Origin of the sequence: Enterococcus sp. DIV0574 (assembly GCF_051711125.1) — a bacterium.
GTDB lineage: Bacteria > Bacillota > Bacilli > Lactobacillales > Enterococcaceae > Enterococcus_D > Enterococcus_D gallinarum.
Genome location: NZ_JBIOMA010000001.1, coordinates 3,025,752 through 3,050,641, shown reverse-complemented (window position 1 = coordinate 3,050,641; position 24,890 = coordinate 3,025,752). Strand labels below are relative to the sequence as shown.

Below are 24,890 nucleotides of genomic sequence, written 5' to 3'. Positions count from 1 at the left end.
TTAATAGTTATTTTATTTTTTATGATTGTATTATTTTTCTAATGTTGTTTAGAAAAAATTATAAATTTTTTTTCGGTTATTATACTTTGAGTTATTTTATTTTAGAAAATACAGTGAATTATTATTCGTTATAACATTATTAATTCTATGAAATATAAATGATGTTAGCGATTTCTATATAGGGGCATCAAGTACAAATAATTCGGATAATAGATTAATTTTTCAGTGGTAAAGATTGCTTTATTATGTGATTTTTATAATCTTATTCTAATTATATCTCTTGAACTCTTACGTTTTTTTAGTATGCTAGGTGAAATTAACTCTAAATTTATCCTTTCCAAGCATTTCAAGTAAATGTCAAACAAACTGCCTGACAAGGCCAAAAATGAGAAGAAACAAGCGGTTAGGATGTCAATTTATAATCATAATTTTGGAATGGATGAAAAAAAAATTATAATCCTTTTTTTATTTGGATATAGACTATGGATAGCATAATGCGTGTATTGCGCAATATTTTACTCATTTTCACTCAGTCAGGAGGGATAAAGTGAATCGTTTTTTAACCAATTTTCTTGTTTTTCTATTAGTATCTTCTCCTTGTTTTTCATATACAGAGGTAGTTGCACATGCAGAAAGTATCGCGCAAAAAAGTGAAACAACGGATACTTTAAACGAGTTAGAAAAGCTTAGCGATATAGATAATAAGGAAAGTATCACGAGTAACAGAGAAAGTAGCAGTGAAAGCAGTGAAGGTACCGCAAGTCAGGATAACGAAACAAACGAAACATCTGAAGCGACTGAAACAGCAGAATCGGATGAATCGCCAGCACATTCAGCATCTGAATCTCATTCCCAAGAATCTGTTACTAGTTCTTCACAAGAGTCAGAAGAACTGACGATAACCTTCAAAAGTGCTGAAGGGCGTTTGTTGGAAACAGGAGAAACAAGCCTTCAAATCAGCAAGAAAAAAGGGGAACGTCTTACAGCAACGGACATTCCTTCCTTTAAAAATCCGGCATCCTTTGAAGGCTGGCAGCTAGAAGGAAAAATTTATAGTAATGAAGCATTGCAAAACGTGGACCTAGATCATGATCAGATCCTGCTAGCAGTTTTTAAACAGGGCGTGAGTGTCCGGTCTAGCGGTTCCTTAGTAGACCTGTCCATCAAAGATATTATTGCAAGTGCAGATCCTTCACGACTTGTTGCCGTTCCAAGTCCTGCAGGCGATGGGGAAACTTACGCTGAGTATGCAAATAGTGTCGATGGCTTTCGGCAAGCCTTGTTTGATATGTATCAAAATGGCAATGGCGGTGAGTTTGCTTTGTATGTCGGATCAGGGGGTACCTTGACTTTACCGGCTGATCTGACAGCCAAAACAATACCAAGCACAGTAGACAGTAGCAATATCACGTTTTATGCATTACAAGGGAAAGTTAGTCGCTTGATATTAACTGGTCATGCTAACGATCCCATCACAGATGCGACAACATTGGCTTCAGGCAGTCGACGGGTTGATTTCTCAACGAATAATTATTTTGGCTCGGATATCGTGTTTCGCAATATCGACTATAGGGGATCGACGATTTACATGAACGGGCACAGTCTTTTCCTCAATGGGGGTGCCGTTGGAAATGGCTTTACGATATATGGTGGCACAAACAGTGGGGATCTGGAAGGCAATCCGACGATCCATGTGAATAACACGGGTTCAGGTACTTGGAATATTTATGGGGGCAACCAAAGCGGCGGAACGTTGAAGGGGAATGTAACGATCAACGTAAACAATACCGTCTCTGGGATAAGTACCATTGCAGGGGGAGCCAATGTTGGAACGATCGATGGCAATACAAAAGTAGCGATCAAGCAATTGAATGGCACATTGACAAACTATTATGGCGGTGGTGTTGGATCAAGTGCTACAAATGCAGCCAATGTGACTGGGAATGTTGAAACGACGATTGCTACGAAAAATGCCAATTTTCGGTTGGGAACGTTTGTCGGAGGGGTTCAGTATGGAACGATCGACGGTAGAATCAACAGCACTGTTTCCGGTAGTGGAGGCTGGACTGGGACAGCCAATCGTTTTATCGGCGGTTCCTATTATGGAAATATTGGCTCGGAACCTGCTAAAGATGCCATCGTAACGAATCTTGATTCGAGTCTCTATTCTACAGGCCGGGCAACTTTTGAAGGTGGTAATCGATACTCTGGCACAATCAATGGAAACATCGTAAATACGGTCAAAGCGGGTCCTAGCGCTAGTGTCGGTGGGATCGGTGATTTCAATGGCGGCGGCGGGAACAATGTCAGCACGCTCTCACAAAGTTCGATGGGAGCTTCGAATACAACGACTTACGACAATTATACTCCCGCACAACGGGCTCAATTAGCAGAAGCGGGAGCAAGTTTCAAAGTATACGGCAATATTACCTCCCATCTGGTCAGCGGTTCTTTTTCAAATGGTGCAACATATACTACAGCTGCAGGTCGCGGCGGTTATATTGATGGGAATACCACGATTGAAGTGGGGTCGATTACAGCAGATGGCAGTCCAGGTGGAGACGGTATTGCTTATAAAGGATCAAAACCGACCAACCTTGCTTATTCCACAACAACCAAAAATCGAGGGGAACTATCTGGCTGGGATATTGTCGGCGGTGGGGGAGATCCGGGAACTACCTGGAATATCTACATCAAAGGGAATACTAAAACAATTCTAAATAATACGGTTGCTCGCTGGACCTATGGCGGCTCTTTCTCTGGAGTTATTGAAGGAAATGCATCGAATACATTGAACTCAGGGATCGTAGACACCCTTGAAGGTACTGGCTATACCGGTAGAAGAGTCTATGGTAATGGTGAAACGACAGTCAATAACGGACAAGTGGATTGGTTCTTGTCTGGCGGCGGCTGGAACGATCTCTTGATTGGTGGGAACGTGGCAGTAACGGTTTATGATGGGGTGATCAATGCCTCTCTAGGGGCTTCATACGGAGATTCCAGTTCTCATACGATCAACGGAAATTCGAATAATCGGATTTTCGGCGGGAACTTTTCCGGTACCCCACGAACTAGCTCTAATGGTTTTTCTGGCGGTGTGACTAATAATGGCAGACTATTGGGAAATGCAAGTTTAACATTGGATTTAAGAAATTATGACGGTGAGTTTAAGCTGCCTAGCGGGACCAATATTTCTGGCGGAAATCCATTCAACAGTACAAATATTGTCGGAACAGATACATCCAATACGATTACGCTGAACATCTATACAAAACCAGGATCGGATGTCTTGAACGGTGCCACGATTTATGGGGATGGCGGCCGAACTGCTAGCAATACGAGAAGCGGCAAGATCATGATGAACATTCAAGCGGAAGATTCCAGTATTGGTAATTTATATACCACCTATTACTCGAATATTTCCTCTAATCAGATTTTGCGCGATGTAGAGATGCGTATTCAAGGGGCGAAAAGTATCAATGGGATCTCTGGCGGAAATGCAACGGACAATTTCACCAATGCAATCGTTGCTAACAGCACCAATCAAGTCAAAATGAATTTTGGCGAGAATGTAGATGGAACCAATGCTTACCAAGATGAGCCCATATCTATGACAGGATTAGGTCTCGTGAATTTTACCGAATTAACTGTGACTAACGGATTGACATTGATGGCTACCGGTGGGGATATAAAAAATGGGCGCTCAGCTACAGCGGCCAACCATAGTACGACTTATCACCAGTTTGGGACGATCCAGCTGTCGAAAAATGCCGGTATTGGAATTTCTTCAGCAAACAACATGATTTCAGGCAGTAAGTTAACCATCGAAGATGAGGCAACCATTGAATCTCCTCCGGGTACTGGTCGGATCAACCTTTCCGATTTTGAAGTGCCAGATTCAAAAAAAGATCATTTGACTTGGATCAAAAATACGGAGAATGATGCTGCAGCACGAGCAAAAAGTCAGGGCACTTGGTTTGGAGAAGTCACAAGCTACCAAGTATTGACTATCAATCCAGTTGCAAACAATGCGACGCCGATCACGCCGATCACTTTTAGCGGCATCGAAAAAGCGACTGGTAAAACATTCATTGGGGACAATGATGTGACGGGAGTCAATGGCTACGGAATTGCGATTCCTGGTTCAGTGATCGACTATGAAGTCGAAATGCCCGGTATCGCTGATGGGCAAGGTTCAATCACTCATGACGTGACAGGCGTTAAAGAAAATAATGCGCCACTTGTGATTCAAGCATGGGGAACAGATATTGCTGGCATCCAGGTTCAAAAAGGGCGGCTGCTTATTCCGTATACTGGGTCAAATTTACCGATACTGACCTTTACACCAGAAACCCAGAATAAAGGTTCTTGGTTTTATGCTGGACAGATCCAGTCAAGCAAAGTTGCTAGTGCGACAGAAACAATCCCAGAACAATCGTCTTCAGATCCAGTCGATTGGCAGATTCCCGATGGTGAATACAGCTATCAAGTGAAGGTTTCTTACTCGAATCAAGCTGAACTTCGTGCTCAGAACGCAATCATTACAGAACAAGAAGCTGAGAACCTCACTAAAGAAGATGCACTGGACTATTTGCAGGCACAAGGACGCCCATTCTTTACAGATAGTCTGACGGAAGAAGCAATAGCAGAGATTCAAAAACCATTGGGGTCAGCAACTTCTCGCAAGCATCTTGTTTCATTCAAAGCAGGAGCAGCAAATCAATCATCTGTAGAACAAGCAGTCAATCTGGTAGTCGTGAAAAATGAGAGTGCCTTGGCAAGCAATCGGCAATTCGCTGTCTTTGCCAAAGATAGCCGCTTGACTTTAGGGGAAGCAACGGCTATCACGAATCAAGCTGATTTAGCAGCATATACGGAAGCCGCAACGATTTTTGCTGATGGTCGAGACGAGCAGTTGCCGCAAGTTGCACCAGAAGCACTCGAATCGATCCAGCAAACAAGCGAAGAAGAGCTGCTAAAAAATGTCACAACTACGTATCATTTCACCGAAAATGGGCAAACTGCTGAAAAAACAGTGAATGTGGCGATCGCTGGTGAGTTGACCTTGAGCAGTGTACCGACAACTATCGATTTTGGGGCACAAAAAATCACTACCACCACTCAAACGTATTGGCCTGACATTCAAGGAGATTTGATTGTCAAAGATACACGAGGATCTGAACGAAGTCCTTGGCGGCTCACTGTGAAAGAACAGCAGAGCTTGAGTAATGGGACAGATCATTTAGAAAATACGTTGTTCTTTGTAAAAAATGGGGAAGAGCAATTACTAACAAATGGGGAAATTATCGTTGAAGAGACGCAATTGACCGAAAACGGCGACTATCATGTGAATCAAGAATGGGGAGAAACAGCGAATAAAGGTCTTAAATTAGTTGTTCCGGTAGAAAAGCAAAAAATAGGCGAATATAGCGGAACGTTATCCTGGCAACTAGTATCTGCTCCAGGCAATCCATAAAAGGCAGAAGAGTAAAGATAAAAATAGTCATTAATGCAAGTTTGCTCGGCTGATTATTCTTGTTTTTGGCAACTACCTTAGCTGCTGAAATAGGCGCGGATGACAGCAATGGCGGAACGTCATTTTATGGCGTTTAGGAATATCCAGCAAAAAATCCAAGACCATAGGCGAAAGTACTGAGAAATCAGCCATTCGACCAACAAGGACATAAAATCTTACCCACAACGGGTTCTGACTCTTCCAGTTAACTCGCGATGGGGGTTGCTTGTTGGCAGCACTAGGTATTTTATCAAAAAGGAGCAAATGAAATGAAAAAGAGTTTAATAACGATGGGTATCGTCATCCTTAGTTCAATAATCTTGCCGATCACCGCAGTTGCAGCAGAGTATACATCAAATGGGGCAATTATTTTTGAAACGGATAATGATCTCACTAAACCAGTCGACCCTACCGATCCGGAAAAACCAGTCGACCCGGTCGATCCCACGGATCCAATGGGACCAAATCCAGGAACTGCTGGGCCGTTGTCAATTGATTTTGCCTCCAGTTTCCAATTTGGCAATCAAAAGATCACATCAGAAACAATGGATTACTATGCAAAACTGCAAGAGTTCACTTCAAGTTTAGCAGGTCCGAATTATGTGCAAGTCACAGATAAACGGGGGACTCAAGAAGGCTGGTCTCTTAGCGTCATACAGAACGGTCAATTTAAGACAGCACAGAGTGAAGTGCTAGCAGGGGCTTCATTATCAATTTCTTCCGGAACAGCAATTTCTGTGACAGATAAGCAGTATGCACCAACAGTAGTAGAGAATCACACATTTGTTCCCAATAGTGAAATGAACTTGGTGAATGTCCCGGCAGGCAAAGGGATGGGGACTTGGATCTATCGCTTTGGTGCTGATGCATCAGAAGGAGCGGCAGCTGTAAAATTAAACATTCCTGGTCGTTCGGTTAAATTAGCCAAAGAATATCGAACAACCTTGACTTGGTACCTCAAAAATGTACCAGAGACTGAATAAGAAGGGGCAGAAAAGTGAAAAAAATAGTAACCGCAGCAGTATTCGTAGGATTGGGAATGACGAGCACGATCACTGCTCAAGCAGCAGAAGTGGCAGCTTATCATTCAAATGGTCAAATTGTCTTTGAACCAAACACGGAGCCAACGGATCCAATCAGTCCAATAGACCCAGATCCAGACAATCCAATCAAACCAGTCGATCCCACCACGCCAGATGGCAAACCTGAACCAGGAACCAACGGACCGTTATCGATCGACTTTGCCTCCAGTTTGTATTTTGGCATGCAAAAAATCACTTCAAAAACGGAAGTCTACCATGCCTCATTGCAAAAATATGAGGATGCAGCAGGTGCAGAACAAGAAGGACCAAATTTTGTACAAGTCACAGATAACCGAGGAACGGAAAGCGGCTGGACGTTGCATGTCAAACAAAATGGCCAATTTAAAACAGGGAAAGACCAAGAATTAAGAGCAGCTCAAATTCGCTTGACTAACGGGACGATCGTTACACCATCCGAATCCCCAAAACCTTCTAATTTTAAAAGCACGATTACCCTGGATCCCAATGGGGCTGAATCATTAGTCATGAGTGCCCAAAAAGGGGAAGGAGCCGGTACTTATCTTATGAGCTGGGGTGACAGTTTATTCGCAGCAGTAGATAGTATTGAATTAGAAGTGCCTGGCTCAACAACGAAATATGCCGTGAAGTACAGTACCACATTTACCTGGCTGCTAACTGATACCCCGACAAATCCATAGCAACCAGTCCCTTTAAGTGTAAGGTTTTGATACGTAAGGGTGGTACATAGATAGAGAGGGAAAATCCATCATGAAAAAAAGTAAACAGCTCATTATACTGGTTTTGGCAAGTCTTTTCTTTTTTATTTCGGTAAGAGGCATGGCCTCTGAATTCAATTTTGCAGTAAATCCAGTCATACCAGAGAACCAAATAGACAAATCTAAGACTTATTTTGATTTGAAGATGTCACCAGGTGCTGTTCAAACGGTGGAGGTTCTATTAAGAAATGATACGGATAAGGACGTAGTGATTGAGCCGAAGATCGCTTCGGCAACCACCAATCTAAACGGCGTTGTTGAGTATGGTCAAAATGATATCGAACCTGATGAAACCTTAACGCACAATTTGAAGGATTTGGTAGACATCGCAGAGACCATCACGATTCCCAAACAGTCTCAAGTGACTTTGCCTTTAAAAGTAAGCATGCCTTCAGAATCATTTAAAGGCGTGATTTCCGGTGGACTGACATTAAAAGAAAAGCAGGAAGAAGCCTCTGATCAGTCCGAGGATCAAGGATTAGCGATCAAAAATGAATATGCCTATGTCGTCGCAATTTTGTTGAGACAAACAACGGATGAAATCGTTCCAGATTTGAAGTTGTTAGCCGTCGAACCTGATCAAGTGAATGCCCGCAATGTAATCAATGTGACTTTTCAAAATCCGACCGCTGCCTATTTGAATTCATTTTGTTTGATCAACGATGTCACTAAAAAAGGGCAAAACGACAGCCGCTATTCTTCTGATACTTCTGGTATGCAGATGGCACCAAATTCCCATTTTTCTTATCCCATCTCATTAGAAGGACAAAAGCTTGAAGCAGGTACTTACCTGCTGAAATCTGTTGCCTACAGCGGAAAAAGCGATGAAGGACAATATAAAGTCAAGAATGGTGATGAGGAAGAAAGATATTTATACAGATGGGAATTTAAAAAAGAGTTTACAGTGGCTGGCGATGTTGCGCGAGACCTCAATCGGAAAGATGTCACTATCGAAGAAGATCATACGTGGCAATATTTATTGATTGGACTCCTCTTGGTGATCATTGCATTTCTGATTGTTTGGCATCGTCAGAAAAAGAATGAAGGAGAGTAACTGGTTTTGAAAAGTGATGAGCGATAGCCGATTCATTGCGGAATCATTTTCTTTCCTGTTTCTCAAAGTAAGTCTTATGGAGAAAGATCTCCAGTTAGGACAACAAGTTAGCAGCAAGTAAGAACAGCTGGCTTTTTCAGCTACACCTAATGGTGTGGGGCTGTCTTTGATAGATTCATCGATTATTGATGGTACGTGAGGAGAGGCCCAAGTGAGATGCCAGATAGAACTATGTTAAGGCGGTGAAATAATCAATGAAACGCAAATTTAGCTTTGTTTTAGGAGCCTGTATTATTATCGGAATGATCGACCTTGTTACCGAACAGGTCGTATTCGCTACCATCTATAATCCGCTGAATCCTTCAGAAGAAATCGTTCCGAAAGACCCTCCAGAAATCAACGAGGCGCCTGTTGATGAGAAGACACCAAAAGCAGCAGAACCAGCATCGCCTAAGGAAGAACCCAAATCAAAAGAAAACAGTCAAAAGGAACAGCCGTTACTGAATCTAACAAAACCGTTTTTGGCTGATGGCAAGCAGCTGGCAAAACGCGTGACGGTGGAAGATATCTTCCTTGCAAATAGTCTGTCGGTCGACTTAGCAATGCCAGACGATGATTCAGGTGGTGATGGCAATGATCAGCCGTCTTATCTTACAAGCTTGTGCTATTTATTTACCGGAAGTGTCCTTTATGGGCAAAAGAATGATGGAGGCCTGAAAACGCATGTTTTTGACATTTTTGAATAAAGCGGATAAGCGAAAATTGGTGCTGCTTCAATACTTGGAAAATGCGGTTTCTTTATCCGAGACAAAAGAGGCATTGATGGATAATCTGACAATGTCCGAATTTTTGATCAACAAGACCGTTCAAGAATTAAACACGGACTTTTATGAATTTGGATTGGATGAAGAGTTTGGTATTGTGACTGATGGGACCGTGATCAAATTAAATGCTTCTGGTTTGGCAACCTCTGATAACGTCTTGACCTATTATTTGGACCAGTCACTGAAATTTTCCATGCTGAAAGAATGTTTTTTTGAACAACTGTCTTCACTTTATGAATTCGCTACGAACCATTTTTTAAGCCATACGCCTGTGTATAAAGAATTTAAACAATTCAAGCAGATCCTTAATGATTATGACATTGAGGTGACGAAGGAATTTCGATTGATCGGTGAAGAAAATGAAATAAGGGAATTCATATTATTGTTTTTTATGAAAGAATACTATTTGAATCAGTCGGTTTTTCCGAAAGAAATCGAAACAAAAAGAAAGACTTTCGATGCGCTTAATAGTCAAGGCTGGTTGAACCCTCAGCAATCTGCCCGAATGCAGATCCGCAAAGAACAATACTTAGGAATCATTATTACCCGAATGTGCAATGGTCATTTTCTGAAAAATACAGTTGAGGATGGTTTGATCAATGCTGAACACTTACGAATCATTGAAGAGCTGAAAGACTGGCTGGCGAAGATCTTGCCTACGGTGAGCCTGACTACCTTAGAGCGGGAAGCAAAGGAGATATTGCGGTTTCTGATCGTAGAAGGCTGGTTAGTAGAAAATGACCGCTACATTGATCAAAATCATTATATCACCCAATTAAATGAACATTTCTATACAGAACTTAGTGGTCGTTTTGCTCTTTCCCAAGAGCTTCTAGCACTGCTTACAACTGAATTGACGAACATTCATTACCAACTGCTTTCATTTTCTTTCAGTTCGCGATGCGAGTATCAACATTTGGACGTCACTTATTTCCTGCAAACATACCCTGAATATGTGGCTTTTTGTCGGAATTACCTTGAAGCTAACCGGAACCGACCCATTTTGTGGAACAACAAGGAATTTCTATTCTTTCGCTATCTGATTTTATTGATCTCAACGATCCCATTAAAAGAAATATCTGTTCCTCTCTATGTATGTGTCGATTTTTCTTATGGTCGTTCGTATAATCAAATGATTCGCAACAATATTGAAAAGATTCTCGATTTGAATATTCAGTTTCAAAGTTTTCCGGATGAAAAGACTCATCTGACTCTTTCAAACATGCCTTTTTATGGGGCAATGGGGATCAATCATATTTTGTGGCTGGCGCCGCCGCGTCCAGTGGATTGGGTCAACTTTACCGAGAAAGTCGTGGGCATCCGCAGAGAATTTTTGAAAAAAAATTTGAGAAATAAGTTCACCCAACCGATTGGGACGTGAAGGATTGCATTATTAAAAAAAGAGCTGAAATTGTTTTCAGCTCTTTTTTTGATCCCAGCTAGTGAAATAGCTGGGATTTTTTCTGCAAGAATACTTTTTTAGTTGGAAATTTGGTATGATAAGGAGAGAATTTGAAAAAGAGGTGTACCATGGCAGAAGGGAATCAAACCAAAGCAGTCATTGGTCAAACATTCGTTGAACTTTGTGAGACAAAAGAATTAAACAAAATCAGCATTCAAGAGCTGGCTGAGAAGGCGCAGATCAATCGACAAACCTTTTATTATCATTTCCCGGATAAAAAAGCATTGATTCGTTGGATCTACAAAACAGATGCGCTGATTTATCTAACATCTGAAAACATTTCGCTAGACAATTGGGAAGAAGCAGCTTTGAAAATGTTGAAGGCGATGCGGCAAAACGGAACCTTCTATCGGAAATCTGTTACTTATGACCGGGATATTCTGATGAGTGAGTTTTATCAAATTACGGAGCCTTTATTTCAGCGCTTGTTTGATGAAGTCGATGAAGAGCAACAATTGTCGCAACAAGACATTGCTTTTTACAGCCGTTTCTTTTCTTATGGCTGTAGTGGAATCTTAGAAACTTGGATTCGTGATGATTTTCCGGAAATGCCATTAGAAATCGCGACCCAACTCTTTCGCTTGGCAAAAGATGTGGAATTTTTTTCTTATCAAATTTATCAAAAAGAGGAGCAATAATCATGACGAAAGTTTTATTTGTCTGTTTAGGAAATATTTGTCGTTCACCGATGGCAGAAGGGCTTTTCAAGCAAGCAATAGCAGAACGTCAATTGCCTTGGCAGATCGATTCAGCAGCCACTAGTTCATGGGAAGCGGGTAATCCGCCTCATCAAGGAACTCGTCAACTATTAGCAGATGCGGGGATTTCTTGGCAGAACATGGTTTCCCGCAAGATCACTTCTGAGGATTTTGAAACCTATGACTGGATCATTGGCATGGATCGTAACAATTATGAGGACCTTTCAACAATGGCTCCAGCAGGTATGCAGCATAAGCTTTACACGTACTTAAGTGTCGTTCCTGGAGAGGGAGAAGATATTCCAGATCCTTATTACACAGGAGATTTCAACCAAACATACCGCTTGATTCAAGCAGGACTGCCCCTTTGGATAGAAAAAATAAAAAATGCTGCCTAATAAAGGGAATGTTCGCTTGTTTTTTCCTCAAAATTTGTTAAAATAAAAGCAATAAACGAGAACGTATGTGCGGTTTTAGAGAAACCCGCTGCTGTTAGCAGAAAGGAAAGACCAATGGAAAAGAAATCATCTCCCATCAGACAGCTGGGCAAGTTGATTGTCATGACTTCGACAACCTTGTTGGATACTTTCTTCAGTGACAATGCCGATAAAAAAAATCAAACTGAAAAGATCAATGAGATTCGGCAAATTTTGCAAAAAGCGGCCAGTGACAAACATCTGGTCGTCTTACAAGTGAAAACCGAGAAGGTTGGCAATTTTGAAACCGTTACCGGTTGGATCGTTGGAAAAACGGTTGCGAAAGAACAAGTCGTTTTGAAACTGCAAAGTGATCGGCAACAAATTCGTATGATCCCTTTAGCCAGCGTTTTAAAGGTCAGCACATTAAAGGTCAAAGCAACGCGGCCCGAAAAGTAAAAAAAGTCTGTGACGTAAGTAAAACAAGAGACCAAAACAGCAGATAGCAGCCATGTAGGCGGAAGAAGCAATCAAGCTGATCTTAGGACGTTGTTTTATTACACTCACAGACTTTTTTGTTACACTTTTTTAGTTAATCGGTAGTTGTTTTCGCTAAAACTTCTTGCAAACGCCAAGCGGTTATTCGAGCAATCAAATCATAAGGAATAGGTTCTGTAAACGAAAAACGGATTGTTCCTTTACTGGTCTTATAAGACTGCAATTCTTTTTCAAAAGCAAGAATGGCAGAGGGTGTTGGATAAAATCCTATGTGCTCTTTTGCACAGGCAAAGTGGACGATATTCTCTGTTTGGAAATAGGTTGGCATCTGATAACGAATCCGCTCTTCGGCATCCGGCAGGACTGTTTTGATCAAATTTCGGACCTCCTGCAATACAGTGGAATGATCCGGAAAGCCAGCAATATACTGATCAACCGTTTCAATGGTGTTTGTCATAAAGCTCCCCTTTTTGTATTGATTGTACTACAGAAAGGAATTTTACAAAAAAAGGAGCCTGTCAGTGGGTGGCTGACAGGCTAGGAGTTAAAAATGAAAAGTGTTAGTTAGGGTTGTTTGTTGGTATGCTTATACTATAGTCGGCAAATGTGAATTTTTTGTGGAGAAAAGCTTGGAAAGTTGTAAAGATTGCTTTCTAGAGAAAAAGAGACAAAAAATTACCCGCCGGTGGGTGGCCGGCGGGAAGGAGTTAAAAATGAAAAAGTGTTAGGGTTGTTTGTTGGTATGCTTATACTATACTAACTAAATATGAATATTCTGTGACAAAAGTTTTCGGAAGTTCTTAAGAAAAGATAACGATTCGGTTACACGTGCTGATTTTTTTCATTGAAGTATTTTTTCAACGTACGATAAAGATCGATGTATTGAGCATCAGCAGCTGCATAATCCCATAGATAAGTTGCCATCGTTGGGTTCATTTTTTTCATCAATTGATTGGAACTAATCACTAAATCATAGGGTTCCTTCAATTGCGGATCATAAGGATCCGCTTGCACAAAGGTCAGGTCTTGCAGAAATTGATTCAAGGATTGGACAAGTAAAAAGTTGTCTTCCAAAACGACACCGACATGCAGCCGATTGGCGTAGCGGATCTTATCATAGAATGGTAACAAGACGTGAGTAAACATCGCTGCTAACTGTTCTTGATTGGTGTCATTGATATAGTCTACATTATTGGAAGAGCGATAGTCGGTAAAGAATTGATCGATATGCTGATGCAATTGTTCCTGTGGCAGACCATGTCCCATGGAAAGGGTGAGCAGCCGGTAAATATTAGGAAACGGTTGTCGAAAGACGTAGTTGCCAAAGGTCGCATTGATTAGATTACCAATCAAGATAGGATCATCTAAAAGTTCCTGCTGTCCAGCAAAATAGGTCTGTTTCATTTGGGCAAGGAAATCAGAAACTAACGGATAGATCGGATTCTGTTTAGTCGTATAGAATGTCAATGTTTGTTGCAAGGAAGGATCTTCCTCAGACAAGTAGAAGGGTAGCATTTGGGAGAGCAAATAGATAAAACTTGATTCTCCTTTAAGCTGTTTTTCTGTTAATTCAGTATCGGCAGTCAACGTGGTACGCAAGCGATTGAAATCATAATAGCGATTGTTTTTCATCAAAAAATTATAACGGCGGTCGTATTTTGCAAAATTCGCTTTTCTAATGCGTAAAAGGACCAACGCAGCAAAATATTTTAACTCTAGCTTCCCTAGATAAGAACGAGAGATAGGAAAATAGCTAGCAAACTCATCGACGAAAGCTTCTGCATCAGACTCAGAAACGGCAAAAGGCCATTTGATCCCCCGGACGCCTAACCAAATGATATTGAATAAGGAAAGACGCACTAAGCGCTCGTCGCCAACGAGATTCGATTCTGTATAAGTAAAACGCAATTGAAACTGCTTCAAATGGTTTTTTAGATGTTCGAATTTTCGGGATACTGTTGAACGGCTGACATCATATTTCTTGCAAAAATCCGTAATGGTAGGATTTTCTTCATTCAGCATATAAAGAACATATAAGAATGGTACGCTCTTGTTCAAAAGATAAAACCGGTACTCATCAATCGTTGCCGCAATATTTTGGGGCTGCAGCTTGCCACCACGTCCAAGTATTGACAAGTGATCCGGGGTCAACTCGTGTAAATCTTGATCGATCTCAGTCAACTCAATGAATGTTTGCTGATAGCTCAAGTCCATTTCTTTGGCTAATTGCGCGATTGGATGATTTGGATTTTGTAAAGTAAGCATGCGCCGGAATAATTTAAATTTGATCAACGTTTGCGGATCCATCATAAGTTCTTCGTAAAACATAAATATCCTCCTTTAATGGGTCTATTGTACCTGTTTTTGTTTCAACTGTCAGTCTTTTATCAAAAAAAATGGCCTACCTTTCAAAAATGGTAGGTCATTTTTAATGAATTAATGATTTTTGACGGATTTCGGTTCTTTTTTGCACCAAGCCCAAACGAGACCTATGATGAAACCGATGATTGCAGGTGCCAGCCAACCCATGCCGATTTTGAAGAACGGCAAGTATTGCTCTGCAAATTTCAATAACTGCTGAACGACAGCAGTGTCTCTAATCAATGCCGGGCAAGCATTTAATCCGTCAATAACGGCTGCCACCAGGGTGAAATAAGTGGTCATACGGTACACACTGGCACGATGCTGGAACAATGGACTAATGATCGCCAACAAAATCAATGTAATGGCCAGCGGATAGACAAACATCAGAACAGGAGTTGAAAACTCAATGATTTTCGTCAGACCGATATTTGCAAAGATCGCCGGTAGAATGCTGGCAACAGCACTGAAAAACAAGTAGCTTCTTGCAGGAAACAATTCTGCAAAGGTTTCGGCAAATGCGGTGATCAATCCGATCGCAGTTTTCAAACAAGCTAAAATGACGATCAATGCTAAGAGCAGACTTCCAGAGCGGCCTAAGTAATGGTTGGCTACTTGTGCTAAAGTGATCCCACCATTGGCACTGATCCCAAATTTTCCTAGGCTCATCGCTCCCATGTAGGAAAGCAATGTGTAGATGATCCCCATCAGAAAGATACTGATAGAGCCAGAAAGAATCGTATCTTTCGCGATTTCGGAAGGTTTCGTGATACCCATGTTACGGATCGCAGTCACAATAATGATGCCAAAGGCTAATGAGGCTAGTGCATCCAACGTATTGTACCCATTTGTGAAGCCGGTGAAGAAGGCGTGTTCTTGGTAAAGCGGAGAAACAGGCGCCTCTTGGATTGTACCCATTGGCTGCGTAAAAGCAAAGACTAAAAGTAAGCCAAGCAATACCAAAAAGAGGGGATTCAAGAATTTTCCTACGTAATCCAATATCTTACTAGGCTTGCGTGAGAACCACCACGCAGCCCCAAAGAATAATAGTGAAAATACGGCCAACAAGGGTGCTTGGAGATCTTGGGAAACAAAGGGTACAAGTCCGATCTCAAAGGAAGTTGTGGCTAACCGAGGGAGTGCAAAAAAAGGACCAATCACTAAATAAAGCAACACAGTGAAAATAATGGCATAACGGCGGTTGATCCGTGAAGCTAATTCGAAGACACCCGTACTTTGGGAAAGACCAAATGCGATAACGCCTAAGAATGGTAACCCAATTCCGGTCACTAAGAAACCTAAATTGGCAAGGGCTACATTACTACCAGCTTCTTGTCCCATATGCACTGGGAAAATCAAATTTCCCGCACCAAAAAATAGACCAAACAACATAGAACCAACATACAAATAGTCTTGAATACGTAACTTTTTCTTCATATCAACTTACTCCTATAGTTCTCTAGTTTTAAAAAAAATAACAAAAAAATGATCAAATAGCAACTCTTAGTTGACCAAGGCCAAAAAAAGAAACCAGGGAACAAGCGACAAGAAGATGATTCGGTAAGGACAAGCAATGCCCTCTTGTAAGACAGGAAGGCACTGACTGTTCGTCTAAATCATTTTGTCTGCAACTTGTACCCTAGTTCAGCACAGGATCAATTAAGTACCCGCGATAGAAATTCTTTCGTCCGCTGTTCTTTTGGATGGATAAAGATTTCTTCTGGTGTGCCTTCTTCAGCGATCACACCTTTGTCCATGAAGATCACTCGGTCAGAGACTTCTTTAGCAAAGCCCATCTCATGGGTCACGATGACCATAGTCAGCCCAGTATGAGCTAACGCATTCATCGTTTTCAAAACTTCTCCGACCATCTCTGGATCAAGAGCTGAAGTTGGTTCATCGAATAACATCACATCAGGATCCATTGACAATGCCCGGGCAATGGCTACCCGTTGCTTTTGTCCACCAGATAATTGAGCCGGTTTTGCTTTGACGTAGCGGCTCATGCCGACTTTTTCCAAATTCTCCCGAGCAATTTTTTCTGCTTCGGCGCGATTTCTTTTTAGAACAGTGACTTGGCCCGTGACACAATTTTCCAGAACATCCATGTTATTAAAAAGGTTGAAGGACTGGAACACCATCCCTAAATGAGTCCGATAGTTTGGTAAGCTGTATCCTTTTTCTAGGACATTTTCGCCCATATAAATGATTTTTCCACTGGTTGGCTTTTCTAAAAGATTGATACACCGAAGCAGTGTGGATTTCCCTGAACCGGAGGAGCCGATAATCGTTACGACTTCACCTTTATTGACCGAAAGACTAATGTCTTTCAAAACGACATTGTCGCCAAAACTTTTCTTTAAATGATCGATTTCGATAATTGCTGACATCTGTCTTCCTCCTTATTCTGGGTTGATATCTTCTAGTTTGACATAAGAACTAGGACCATCCATTTTGCGTTCAACAAAACGTAAAATTTGAGTCGCAGAGATTGTCAAAACGAGATAGATTGCACCGATGATCGCAAATGTTTGGAAGTATTGATAATTTGTTCCGGCAGCCGATGTTCCTTGGAAGAAAAGATCGGCGACACTGATTACGCTCAACACGGCAGTATCTTTGATATTGATGATGATTTCGTTACCTGTTGCTGGTAAGATATTTCGCATAACTTGTGGCAAGACAACTTTGAACATCGTTTGCCAGTGAGTCATTCCAATTGCTTGTGCTGCTTCAAATTGACCATCATCCACTGCAAAGATCCCGCCACGGACGATTTCAGACATATAGGCTCCTGTATTGATAGAAACGATCAATAATGCCGCAATCGTACGATTCATGGAAACACCAAATGCTAGAGCAGTCCCATAAAAAATGACCATAGCTTGTACCATCATTGGTGTGCCACGGAAAACTTCAATATAGATCGTCAATAATGCATTGATCAATTTTTGGAAAAAGCGACTTACAGGATTTTCAGCAGCTGGCAGCGTCCGAAAGACACCGACTAATAGACCAATCAATAATCCGACGACAGTAGAAACGATCGCAATGAAAAGCGTCAATCCTGCCCCTCGTAAAAATAGAGAACCATAGTCATCGATGATTTTTTTGAAATCGGCCAGCAGACCTTGATTCGCTGAATCTCCGCTGGTGTCCGCAGGCTGCTCTTCGATAGCCGCATCCATGAGTTTCGTGCGTTCACTTTGAGGGATCGTCGCTAGAATCTCGTTGACCTTTTGGACATCGGGGTCACCTTTGCGCATACCAACGGCAACTTGGACATCCTCTGGGTTGGTTTCAAAACCTTGACCTTCGGCAAATTCGATCATCTTCAGATCAGGATTTGCCCCTGTAGCAGTGACGCCTTCAGGACGTTCGCTGACGTACCCGTCAATGATGCCTGAAGCCAACGCGACGCGCATGGAAGAAAAATCTTTCATGGCTTGTTCTTTTTGTACTTCTGGAATTTGATCGATCACTGTGTAATGGAATGTATTTAATTGGGCGGTGATTTTTGCACCTGTCAAATCAGCTAAACTTTTCGCATTTGCGAATTTACCATCTTTTTGAACGACAACGACTAAGTTCGATTCGTAGTAAGGATCGGTAAAATCGATTTGTTCCCGTCGTTCGGCTGTAGGGGACATCCCAGCGATTACCGCATCAATGGTCCCTGATTGTAATGCAGGTGCCAGGCCATCCCATTGTGTTTTGACGATCACTAATTCTTTGCCAAGACCATCAGCGATTTTCTTCGCGATTTGAACGTCATAACCGCCAGCATAGGCAGACCCTTTCTCGCCAGAAATAGGTACCGCTCCATGGGCATCGGTGGTTTGGGTCCAGTTGAAAGGGGCATAACCCGCTTCCATCCCCACTCGAAACTGATCAGCTGGAGTTTGATCATCTGCATGAGCAGTCATCGATACATTGACAAGTGTGAAACAGAGGGCGAAAAATGCCCAAAACCAATTCATTTTCTTCATTTTCTCTTTCCTTTCACGAGTGGCACTACAGACAGGCAAAGGTAACAAAAAAACAGCCGTACTCCATGATTGGAAAACGGCTGTTGACAATTTCGTCGACAAACCTTTCACAAAACATAGCGCAACTTAGCCAAGCTAAGACAGTACGCAAGTTGTTCACTTGCGTCCCAACAAAATAATTCAAGCAAGAATCATTTTGTTTCGGCGATGTTCCCTAGCTCTGCTTTTGACGTGTTGCTTCACTCAGCAGGATTAATGAACCTCGCGACCTCTACCTAAATGTTAAAGGATACTCGTATTTGATTATGATACTTAATCGAGTGTAGAAGAAAAAGGTGGATTTGTCAATTCTTTTCAACAAAAAAAGCAGTCTCTTTTCTTTGGAAAAGGGAACTGCTTTTCTTTACTTTCGGCTACTTTAAGCAACTTTGGCTTTTGGTTCGCGGCCTAAGACAGCTTGAATAACTGTCAGACCTAGTAATAAGCCTAGAGCTAAATAAATGAGACTTGAGTATTGTGTAACGCCCCAGTCTTGACCTAATGTACGATAAACCAATAGAACGAGTGCTTGAATGATTGCTGTGATGACATTTAAGAAAGCAAACGCCCATAGATTTCCATTTTCTTTACGAGATAAATAGAAAATAGAGAAGTATAAGCTAACTGCCAACCAGCCGAAACTGATGATGATCATTGCCCAATAAATAATAGATGCTACCAATGTATTTCACCTCACTTTGATTCGTGAATAGTTTACCACGTTTTTTGTAGAATGTCATGAAAGAATCAATGAAATGAGCTGAAAATTCCAAGTGAAGATTTCCTTCCTGTTGAGGCTTTTTCAAGGGAAGGTTTGTGAAAAATCGCGGATGATGGTTATAAAAAATGGGGAAATTAGGTATACTATTAAAAAGTAGAACAATCACGGAAGGAGTTCAGCAAAATGTTAGTATCGATTGAAACAGCTGTCGAAAAGATTCAAGCTGCCGAGTCTATCACTTTTTTGACAGGAGCGGGCGTTTCAACCCCTTCCGGTATTCCGGATTACCGCTCTTTGAAAGGGATTTATCATGGCATTGAAGCGCCAGAATATCTGTTGAGTCATACTTGTATGGTCAGAGAGCCGGATAAATTTTATCAATTTGTCAAACATCTCTACCATCCTGAAGCAAAGCCCAATGTGATCCATCAGACGATGGCAGAGTTCGCTCAAGAACGGAACGTTTGGGTAGTCTCGCAAAACATTGATGGCCTCCATCAACAGGCGGGGAGTCAGCAGCGTATTGATTTCCACGGAACCCTTTACCGCTGTTACTGCCGTCAATGCGGTGCAGAAGTTCCTTGGCAAACCTATTTGACAGACTGGCATCATGCCGATTGCGGTGGACAGATTCGTCCAGCGATCGTCTTGTATGAAGAAGGTTTCAGCGAAGAAACAATTACTGCAGCTATCAACGCTGTGGCCAATGCACAGCTAGTGGTCGTGGTAGGCACCTCATTACAAGTCTATCCTTTTGCTGGTTTGTTGCAGTATCAAAATAGCCAGAATTGCTTGATCATCAACCAAACAATGCTTGAACAAAATACGACTCCTCAAGTTTTAGCAAGTGGGGAAACAGTTTTTGCAAAACTCTCACACTAAAATTGAAAAGGAGTATGGAGGCACATTATGACAGAACGTACAGAAAAAGAAAAAATGATTGCTGGTGAATTGTATTTTTCACCAGATCCAGAATTAGTTGCCGATCGCAAATTTGCCAGAGAACAAATGCACTTGATCAATCGGGAATCCGAACCGATGATCAAAGAACAACTGCTAAAAGAGACATTTGGTCAAGTGGCTGGCCGTATCTATATCGAACCGAATGTCCGCTTTGATTACGGCTATAATATTTCAGTTGGAAAAAATTTCTATGCCAATTATGATTGTATCTTTTTAGATGTTTGTCCCATTACCTTTGGTGATAACTGTATGCTAGCACCAAATGTTCGTCTCTTTACAGCTTCTCATCCATTGCATCCAGTCAAGCGTAATAGTGGCCTTGAGTATGGCGCACCAATTACAGTTGGCGACAATGCTTGGATCGGTGGCGGTGCAGTTATCCTTCCAGGTGTTCGCTTAGGCGATAACGTGGTCGTTGGTGCGGGAAGTGTCGTGACTAAATCGTTCCCTGATAACGTGGTGATCGCTGGAAATCCAGCTCGGATCATCAAAACCATTGAATCTGGTGAAACCATCGAAGAGATCGCAAAAGATGTCGCTCCCGCAACTAAAAGCACGACAGAAGTCGTTGCTGCTATCGATCATCAACGGGAGACGATCGATGCGATTGATCGAGAACTGACAGAATTATTAGAAAAACGCATGACAGCAGTCAGTGAAATCGTCCAATGGAAAAAACAGGAACAGACAGCAGTTCTGGATGAATCTCGGGAAGAAGCTGTTTTGAACAATGTTCGCCAGTCCGTTTCCAATAAAGCCTTCGAAGAAACGATTGTCGTAACCTTTGAGTCGATCATGGAACATTCTCGCACTTATCAAAAGAATCAATTGGAGGGATAATGATGGATGGAGCAACACGACGGGAAGCAATCATCAAGCAGTTGCAGACCGCCGAGAAACCGATCAGTGCTAGTAAATTAGCGGGTAAGTTAGGTGTCAGCCGCCAAATCATCGTTGGTGACATTGCCTTGTTGCGAGCAGCAGGAGAGGCTATCGTGGCTACCGCTCGCGGTTACCGCTTAGAAGCTGCAAGTGAGACAGGTCATGTCAGCAAACTTGCTGTGCAACACCGTCCGGAACAAACAGAAGAAGAATTGTTGACATTTGTCTCTTGCGGAATCGAAGTGATTGATGTGATCGTTGAGCATGAGATTTATGGGGAATTAACAGGGAATCTGCGGATCAAAACGGAACAAGATGTCGCAGACTTTATGCGGAAATACCAGCATTCACAAGCCCGCCTGCTTTCTGATTTGACCAATGGGATCCATCTCCATACGTTACGCTACCAAGAAGCAGCAGAGTTAGAGCAAGCAAAGCAATTGTTGGCTGATAAAGGAATCTTATACCAAAACTAAAGGAGAAGTGGATGCAAGATATTCTGATCATCGTTGATTTACAAAAAGGCGTGTGTTCAAACAATGGCACCAAACTGGATCATCTCGATTCGCTGCTGTTGTTTGCCAACCAGCGGATCCAAACTTACCGTCATGCACAACGCCCCGTTTTATTTGTGCAGCATGAGGAAGAAGAACTCGGCTACCAAACAGATGAATGGCTCTTACATCCAGATTTGGCTGTGCAAGCAACCGACTTGTTTTTGCGCAAGACTCATGCGAATAGCTTTTTCAATACCTCCTTACAGTCCTTGTTGACAAAGCACCATGTTCGCAGCATCGAATGGATCGGTGCGCAAACTGAATTTTGTATGGATGGCACGATCAAATTTGCCCATGGATTAGGGTATCAGAATGTGTTGTATCAGCAAGCAACGACTACTTATGCATCCGAAGGCTGGTCAGCTGCTGAAATCATTCATTGGTATGAGCGGATCTGGCAAGATCGCTATGCCCAGATTCTAGCATTGCCAAAAAATTCTGAAAAAAAATAGTTTTCTGATTGACAAGGTATCCTTTTTCCGGTAAAGTACATTTCAACAAGAATAACTATCCGTTAATAAGGAAAGTAATCGTAGATACTTTAAAGAGAGACTCTGGTTGGTGGAAAGAGTTAAGTCTGAAACGTTGAAAAATGGCCTTGGAGGATTGATTGTCGATAAGTAGGCAATCACGGAATCTGCTCTACCGTTAAAAGGAGCACCAATCTCTTGATGGAATTTTCTTGATAGACGTTGGGTTGAGGGAAGGGAAACCTTCTGAACAAAAGGTGGTAACACGAGTGATCGTCCTTTTATCAGCAGATGCTGGTAAAAGGACTTTTTTTGTTTTCATCGATCTTTGAAAATAAAAAGCGGCATAAAAAAATAGAGTCAACACGATGAATTGGTAAGTACAAAAGGAATGTTCCTAAACAGAGAGCTTCGGTAGCTGAAAAGAAGCAGGAAACGAATTTTGGAAAATGGCCAAGGAGTGATTCGTCCCGAGCAATGATGCAAGGCGGCGACGGCAGCATCCGTTATCTTGCTAGAGTATGATCGTACTCGAAGAGGAGCTATATGTGAATATAGCTTAAACTGAGGTGGTAACACGCAAAAAGGCGTCCTCAAGCAAGCCATAACTGGCTTGCTTGAGGACGCCTTTTTGCTGTGAATCACTGCGATTGGTCAAAGACCATGCAAGTTCTTCTTAGCGTCAGCTTAGAAGCAACTGTAGGCGAAGCATAGAGTAGACGAGCAGATGATGAGCAGTAGTAGGTGACCGGAGGAAGCGTAGTTGATCATCCCCAAAAATCAACTAGTTAATCAATCGGCGATAATAAGGAGGAAAAAAATGATTTCATTAAAGGATGTATCGGTGACATTTACACAACCAAACAAGGAGACGATCCAAGCGGTCAAAAATGTGTCACTAGAAGTAGATAAAGGCGATGTTTATGGGATCGTCGGCTATTCCGGCGCGGGTAAAAGTACCCTGGTACGCGTAATCAATTTATTGCAGCGGCCAACGTCAGGGAGTGTCGTAGTCAATCAGACTGAATTGACCGCATTACCGGCTAAAGCATTAAGAGAAAAAAGGAAAACGATCGGAATGATCTTTCAGCATTTCAATTTGATGGATAGCCGGAATGTCTTTGACAACGTGGATTTTTCCTTGAAATATGCAGGAATCTCCAAACAGGAACGTCGTCAAAAAGTGACAGAATTGCTGTTCTTGGTTGGACTGGAAGAAAAGGCAAGGTCGTTTCCTAGTCAACTTTCAGGGGGACAAAAGCAGCGAGTCGCCATCGCACGAGCATTAGCCAACGACCCAGAGATCTTGCTCTGCGATGAGGCGACTAGCGCACTTGATCCTAAGACAACATTACAGATACTTGCATTATTGAAAAAACTCAATCGTAAATTAGGGTTGACGATCGTCATTATCACTCATGAGATGCAAGTGGTGAAAGAAATCTGTAATAAAGTCGCTGTAATGGAAAATGGCGAGATCATTGAACAAGGAAAGAGTGTTCAAATTTTTAGCCAGCCGGCAAAACCGCTGACAAAAGACTTTATTCGGACTGCTACTCATATTGATCAAGCGCTGGAAACGATTCTCGGCAGTGCGAAATTCTCCTCATTGGCTGCCAACGAATGGCTGGTGGAACTGTCTTATGTTGGGGATCAGACCAATGAACCATTGATCGCACAATTGTTTAGTCGTTATCAAGTTACGACGAATATCCTCTACGGAAACGTAGAGATTCTGCAAGATGTTCCCATCGGTAGTTTGATCGTTAGTTTATCAGGGGAATATGGGCAGCGTAAACGAGCATTAGATTTTCTCGCGGATCAAGGTGTTTACACGAATATCATTAAGCAAAATCACGCGGAACCATTGAATAACGTGATTGAAGGAGGATTTTAGATGAGCACTTTTTTTGAACGGTATTTTCCCAATGTCGTTGCTATCTCTGATGAATTTGTAGAAGCAACGATCCAAACATTATACATGACCTTTTGGACAGCACTGATTGCAGGGATTTTAGGAATCATTTTGGGCATTGTTCTTGTCGTGACCCGACCAGGAGGTATTTTGGAAAGCCGCGGATTATTTGAACTTTTGGATAAAATCATCAACATCGTACGTTCCATTCCTTTTATTATCCTATTGGCTTTGTTAGGAACGACGACTCGTTTGATCGTAGGAACAACGATTGGGGAAACAGCTGCTTTGGTTCCATTGATTGCAGGGATCATTCCTTTCTTTGCTCGTCAAATCGAAATTGCCCTATTAGAAGTTGATCCTGGGGTTATTGAAGCGGCAGAAGCAATGGGAACCAGTCCATTGGGAATTATTGTGCGGGTCTATTTACCCGAAGGGTTGGCTGGGATCATTCGCGTCTCTGCTTTAACGATCATCAATGTGATTGGACTGACCGCAATGGCTGGTGCAGTTGGTGCTGGCGGTTTAGGAAACTTGGCGATCACCCGCGGCTATAATCGTTTCCAAAACGACGTCACCATCATGGCGACACTGATCATTTTAATTTTGGTCTTTTTTAGTCAATTTGTCAGCAATCTGTTGGTTAAAAAAGTCAGCCACTAAAAAGGACAAAAAAAAACAAATAAAATTAAGTAGAAACTATTGGA

General features: G+C 41.9%; 21 protein-coding genes, 1 riboswitch and 2 other annotated features. Of the genes, 15 read left to right on the top strand and 6 right to left on the bottom strand.

Annotated elements, in window-relative coordinates; genetic code table 11:
* Positions 1 to 547 precede the first annotated feature (547 nt).
* From IGJ45_RS14500 to IGJ45_RS14460, 9 genes are all read left to right on the top strand, one after another.
* The gene (locus IGJ45_RS14500; RefSeq protein WP_096710890.1) at positions 548 to 5,476 is read left to right on the top strand and encodes a hypothetical protein; all 4,929 of its coding nucleotides are present in this window, start codon (positions 548 to 550) and stop codon (positions 5,474 to 5,476) included.
* Positions 5,477 to 5,784: 308 nt separating this feature from the next.
* Positions 5,785 to 6,498 (top strand): WxL domain-containing protein, encoded by a 714-nt coding sequence (locus tag IGJ45_RS14495; protein WP_021150589.1) that lies wholly within the window; start codon positions 5,785 to 5,787, stop codon positions 6,496 to 6,498.
* Positions 6,499 to 6,554: 56 nt separating this feature from the next.
* Positions 6,555 to 7,256, top strand: coding sequence for a WxL domain-containing protein (locus tag IGJ45_RS14490; RefSeq protein WP_096710914.1), 702 nt, complete (start codon positions 6,555 to 6,557; stop codon positions 7,254 to 7,256).
* 70 nt (positions 7,257 to 7,326) lie between these two features.
* Positions 7,327 to 8,388, top strand: a complete 1,062-nt coding sequence (locus tag IGJ45_RS14485) for a DUF916 and DUF3324 domain-containing protein (RefSeq protein WP_029486287.1) — start codon at positions 7,327 to 7,329, stop codon at positions 8,386 to 8,388.
* Positions 8,389 to 8,642: 254 nt separating this feature from the next.
* Positions 8,643 to 9,134 carry a hypothetical protein gene (locus IGJ45_RS14480; protein WP_021150586.1) on the top strand — a complete coding sequence of 164 codons (492 nt, stop codon included), beginning with the start codon at positions 8,643 to 8,645 and terminating at the stop codon, positions 9,132 to 9,134.
* On the top strand, positions 9,112 to 10,593 hold the full coding sequence (locus tag IGJ45_RS14475) for a helix-turn-helix domain-containing protein (protein WP_096710891.1): 1,482 nt from the start codon (positions 9,112 to 9,114) through the stop codon (positions 10,591 to 10,593). The genes IGJ45_RS14480 and IGJ45_RS14475 overlap by 23 nt, the downstream gene beginning before the upstream one ends.
* Before the next feature lie 149 nt (positions 10,594 to 10,742).
* Entirely contained in the window at positions 10,743 to 11,312 is a 570-nt protein-coding gene (locus IGJ45_RS14470; RefSeq protein ID WP_005470091.1) for a TetR/AcrR family transcriptional regulator, read from the top strand.
* A gap of 2 nt (positions 11,313 to 11,314) precedes the next feature.
* Positions 11,315 to 11,770 (top strand): low molecular weight protein-tyrosine-phosphatase, encoded by a 456-nt coding sequence (locus tag IGJ45_RS14465; RefSeq protein ID WP_096710892.1) that lies wholly within the window; start codon positions 11,315 to 11,317, stop codon positions 11,768 to 11,770.
* A 114-nt stretch (positions 11,771 to 11,884) separates the two neighbouring features.
* Positions 11,885 to 12,247: a hypothetical protein gene (locus IGJ45_RS14460; RefSeq protein WP_003128119.1), complete on the top strand. Its 363-nt coding sequence runs from the start codon at positions 11,885 to 11,887 to the stop codon at positions 12,245 to 12,247.
* 133 nt (positions 12,248 to 12,380) lie between these two features.
* Here the strand turns inward: IGJ45_RS14460 and IGJ45_RS14455 are convergent, their stop codons facing one another.
* The 6 genes from IGJ45_RS14455 to IGJ45_RS14430 all read right to left on the bottom strand — a co-directional run bounded on the left by IGJ45_RS14455 (position 12,381) and on the right by IGJ45_RS14430 (position 19,357).
* Positions 12,381 to 12,743 (bottom strand): iron chaperone, encoded by a 363-nt coding sequence (locus tag IGJ45_RS14455; RefSeq protein ID WP_096710893.1) that lies wholly within the window; start codon positions 12,741 to 12,743, stop codon positions 12,381 to 12,383.
* Positions 12,744 to 13,108: 365 nt separating this feature from the next.
* Entirely contained in the window at positions 13,109 to 14,614 is a 1,506-nt protein-coding gene (locus IGJ45_RS14450) for a helix-turn-helix domain-containing protein (protein WP_029486290.1), read from the bottom strand.
* A gap of 108 nt (positions 14,615 to 14,722) precedes the next feature.
* Positions 14,723 to 16,084: a branched-chain amino acid transport system II carrier protein gene (brnQ, locus tag IGJ45_RS14445; protein ID WP_096710894.1), complete on the bottom strand. Its 1,362-nt coding sequence runs from the start codon at positions 16,082 to 16,084 to the stop codon at positions 14,723 to 14,725.
* Between the two features lie 218 nt (positions 16,085 to 16,302).
* Positions 16,303 to 17,037, bottom strand: a complete 735-nt coding sequence (locus tag IGJ45_RS14440; protein WP_003128125.1) for an amino acid ABC transporter ATP-binding protein — start codon at positions 17,035 to 17,037, stop codon at positions 16,303 to 16,305.
* Positions 17,038 to 17,049: 12 nt separating this feature from the next.
* Complete coding sequence (locus tag IGJ45_RS14435; protein WP_003128126.1) at positions 17,050 to 18,636, bottom strand: ABC transporter permease subunit; 1,587 nt, start codon at positions 18,634 to 18,636, stop codon at positions 17,050 to 17,052.
* 109 nt (positions 18,637 to 18,745) lie between these two features.
* Positions 18,746 to 18,918, bottom strand: a riboswitch (Lysine riboswitch).
* Positions 18,919 to 19,054: 136 nt separating this feature from the next.
* Positions 19,055 to 19,357, bottom strand: coding sequence for a hypothetical protein (locus IGJ45_RS14430; protein ID WP_003128127.1), 303 nt, complete (start codon positions 19,355 to 19,357; stop codon positions 19,055 to 19,057).
* A gap of 222 nt (positions 19,358 to 19,579) precedes the next feature.
* Between IGJ45_RS14430 and IGJ45_RS14425 the strand changes: the two genes are divergently transcribed.
* The 6 genes from IGJ45_RS14425 to IGJ45_RS14400 all read left to right on the top strand — a co-directional run bounded on the left by IGJ45_RS14425 (position 19,580) and on the right by IGJ45_RS14400 (position 24,846).
* Positions 19,580 to 20,278, top strand: coding sequence for an NAD-dependent protein deacylase (locus IGJ45_RS14425; protein ID WP_003128130.1), 699 nt, complete (start codon positions 19,580 to 19,582; stop codon positions 20,276 to 20,278).
* A 27-nt stretch (positions 20,279 to 20,305) separates the two neighbouring features.
* Complete coding sequence (locus IGJ45_RS14420; RefSeq protein ID WP_005470101.1) at positions 20,306 to 21,199, top strand: chorismate mutase; 894 nt, start codon at positions 20,306 to 20,308, stop codon at positions 21,197 to 21,199.
* The gene (locus IGJ45_RS14415) at positions 21,199 to 21,717 is read left to right on the top strand and encodes a transcription repressor NadR (RefSeq protein ID WP_003128132.1); all 519 of its coding nucleotides are present in this window, start codon (positions 21,199 to 21,201) and stop codon (positions 21,715 to 21,717) included. Before IGJ45_RS14420 ends, IGJ45_RS14415 begins: the two co-directional genes overlap by 1 nt.
* Positions 21,718 to 21,728: 11 nt before the next feature.
* Positions 21,729 to 22,250: an isochorismatase family protein gene (locus IGJ45_RS14410; RefSeq protein ID WP_003128133.1), complete on the top strand. Its 522-nt coding sequence runs from the start codon at positions 21,729 to 21,731 to the stop codon at positions 22,248 to 22,250.
* Positions 22,251 to 22,303: 53 nt separating this feature from the next.
* Positions 22,304 to 22,552 (top strand) — a binding site (T-box leader).
* A gap of 75 nt (positions 22,553 to 22,627) precedes the next feature.
* Positions 22,628 to 22,866, top strand: a binding site (T-box leader).
* 222 nt (positions 22,867 to 23,088) lie between these two features.
* A complete protein-coding gene (locus IGJ45_RS14405) occupies positions 23,089 to 24,165 on the top strand; it encodes a methionine ABC transporter ATP-binding protein (RefSeq protein WP_096710895.1) in 1,077 nt (358 codons plus the stop codon).
* Positions 24,166 to 24,846: a methionine ABC transporter permease gene (locus tag IGJ45_RS14400; RefSeq protein ID WP_003128135.1), complete on the top strand. Its 681-nt coding sequence runs from the start codon at positions 24,166 to 24,168 to the stop codon at positions 24,844 to 24,846. It begins immediately after the preceding gene.
* Positions 24,847 to 24,890: the final 44 nt, after the last annotated feature.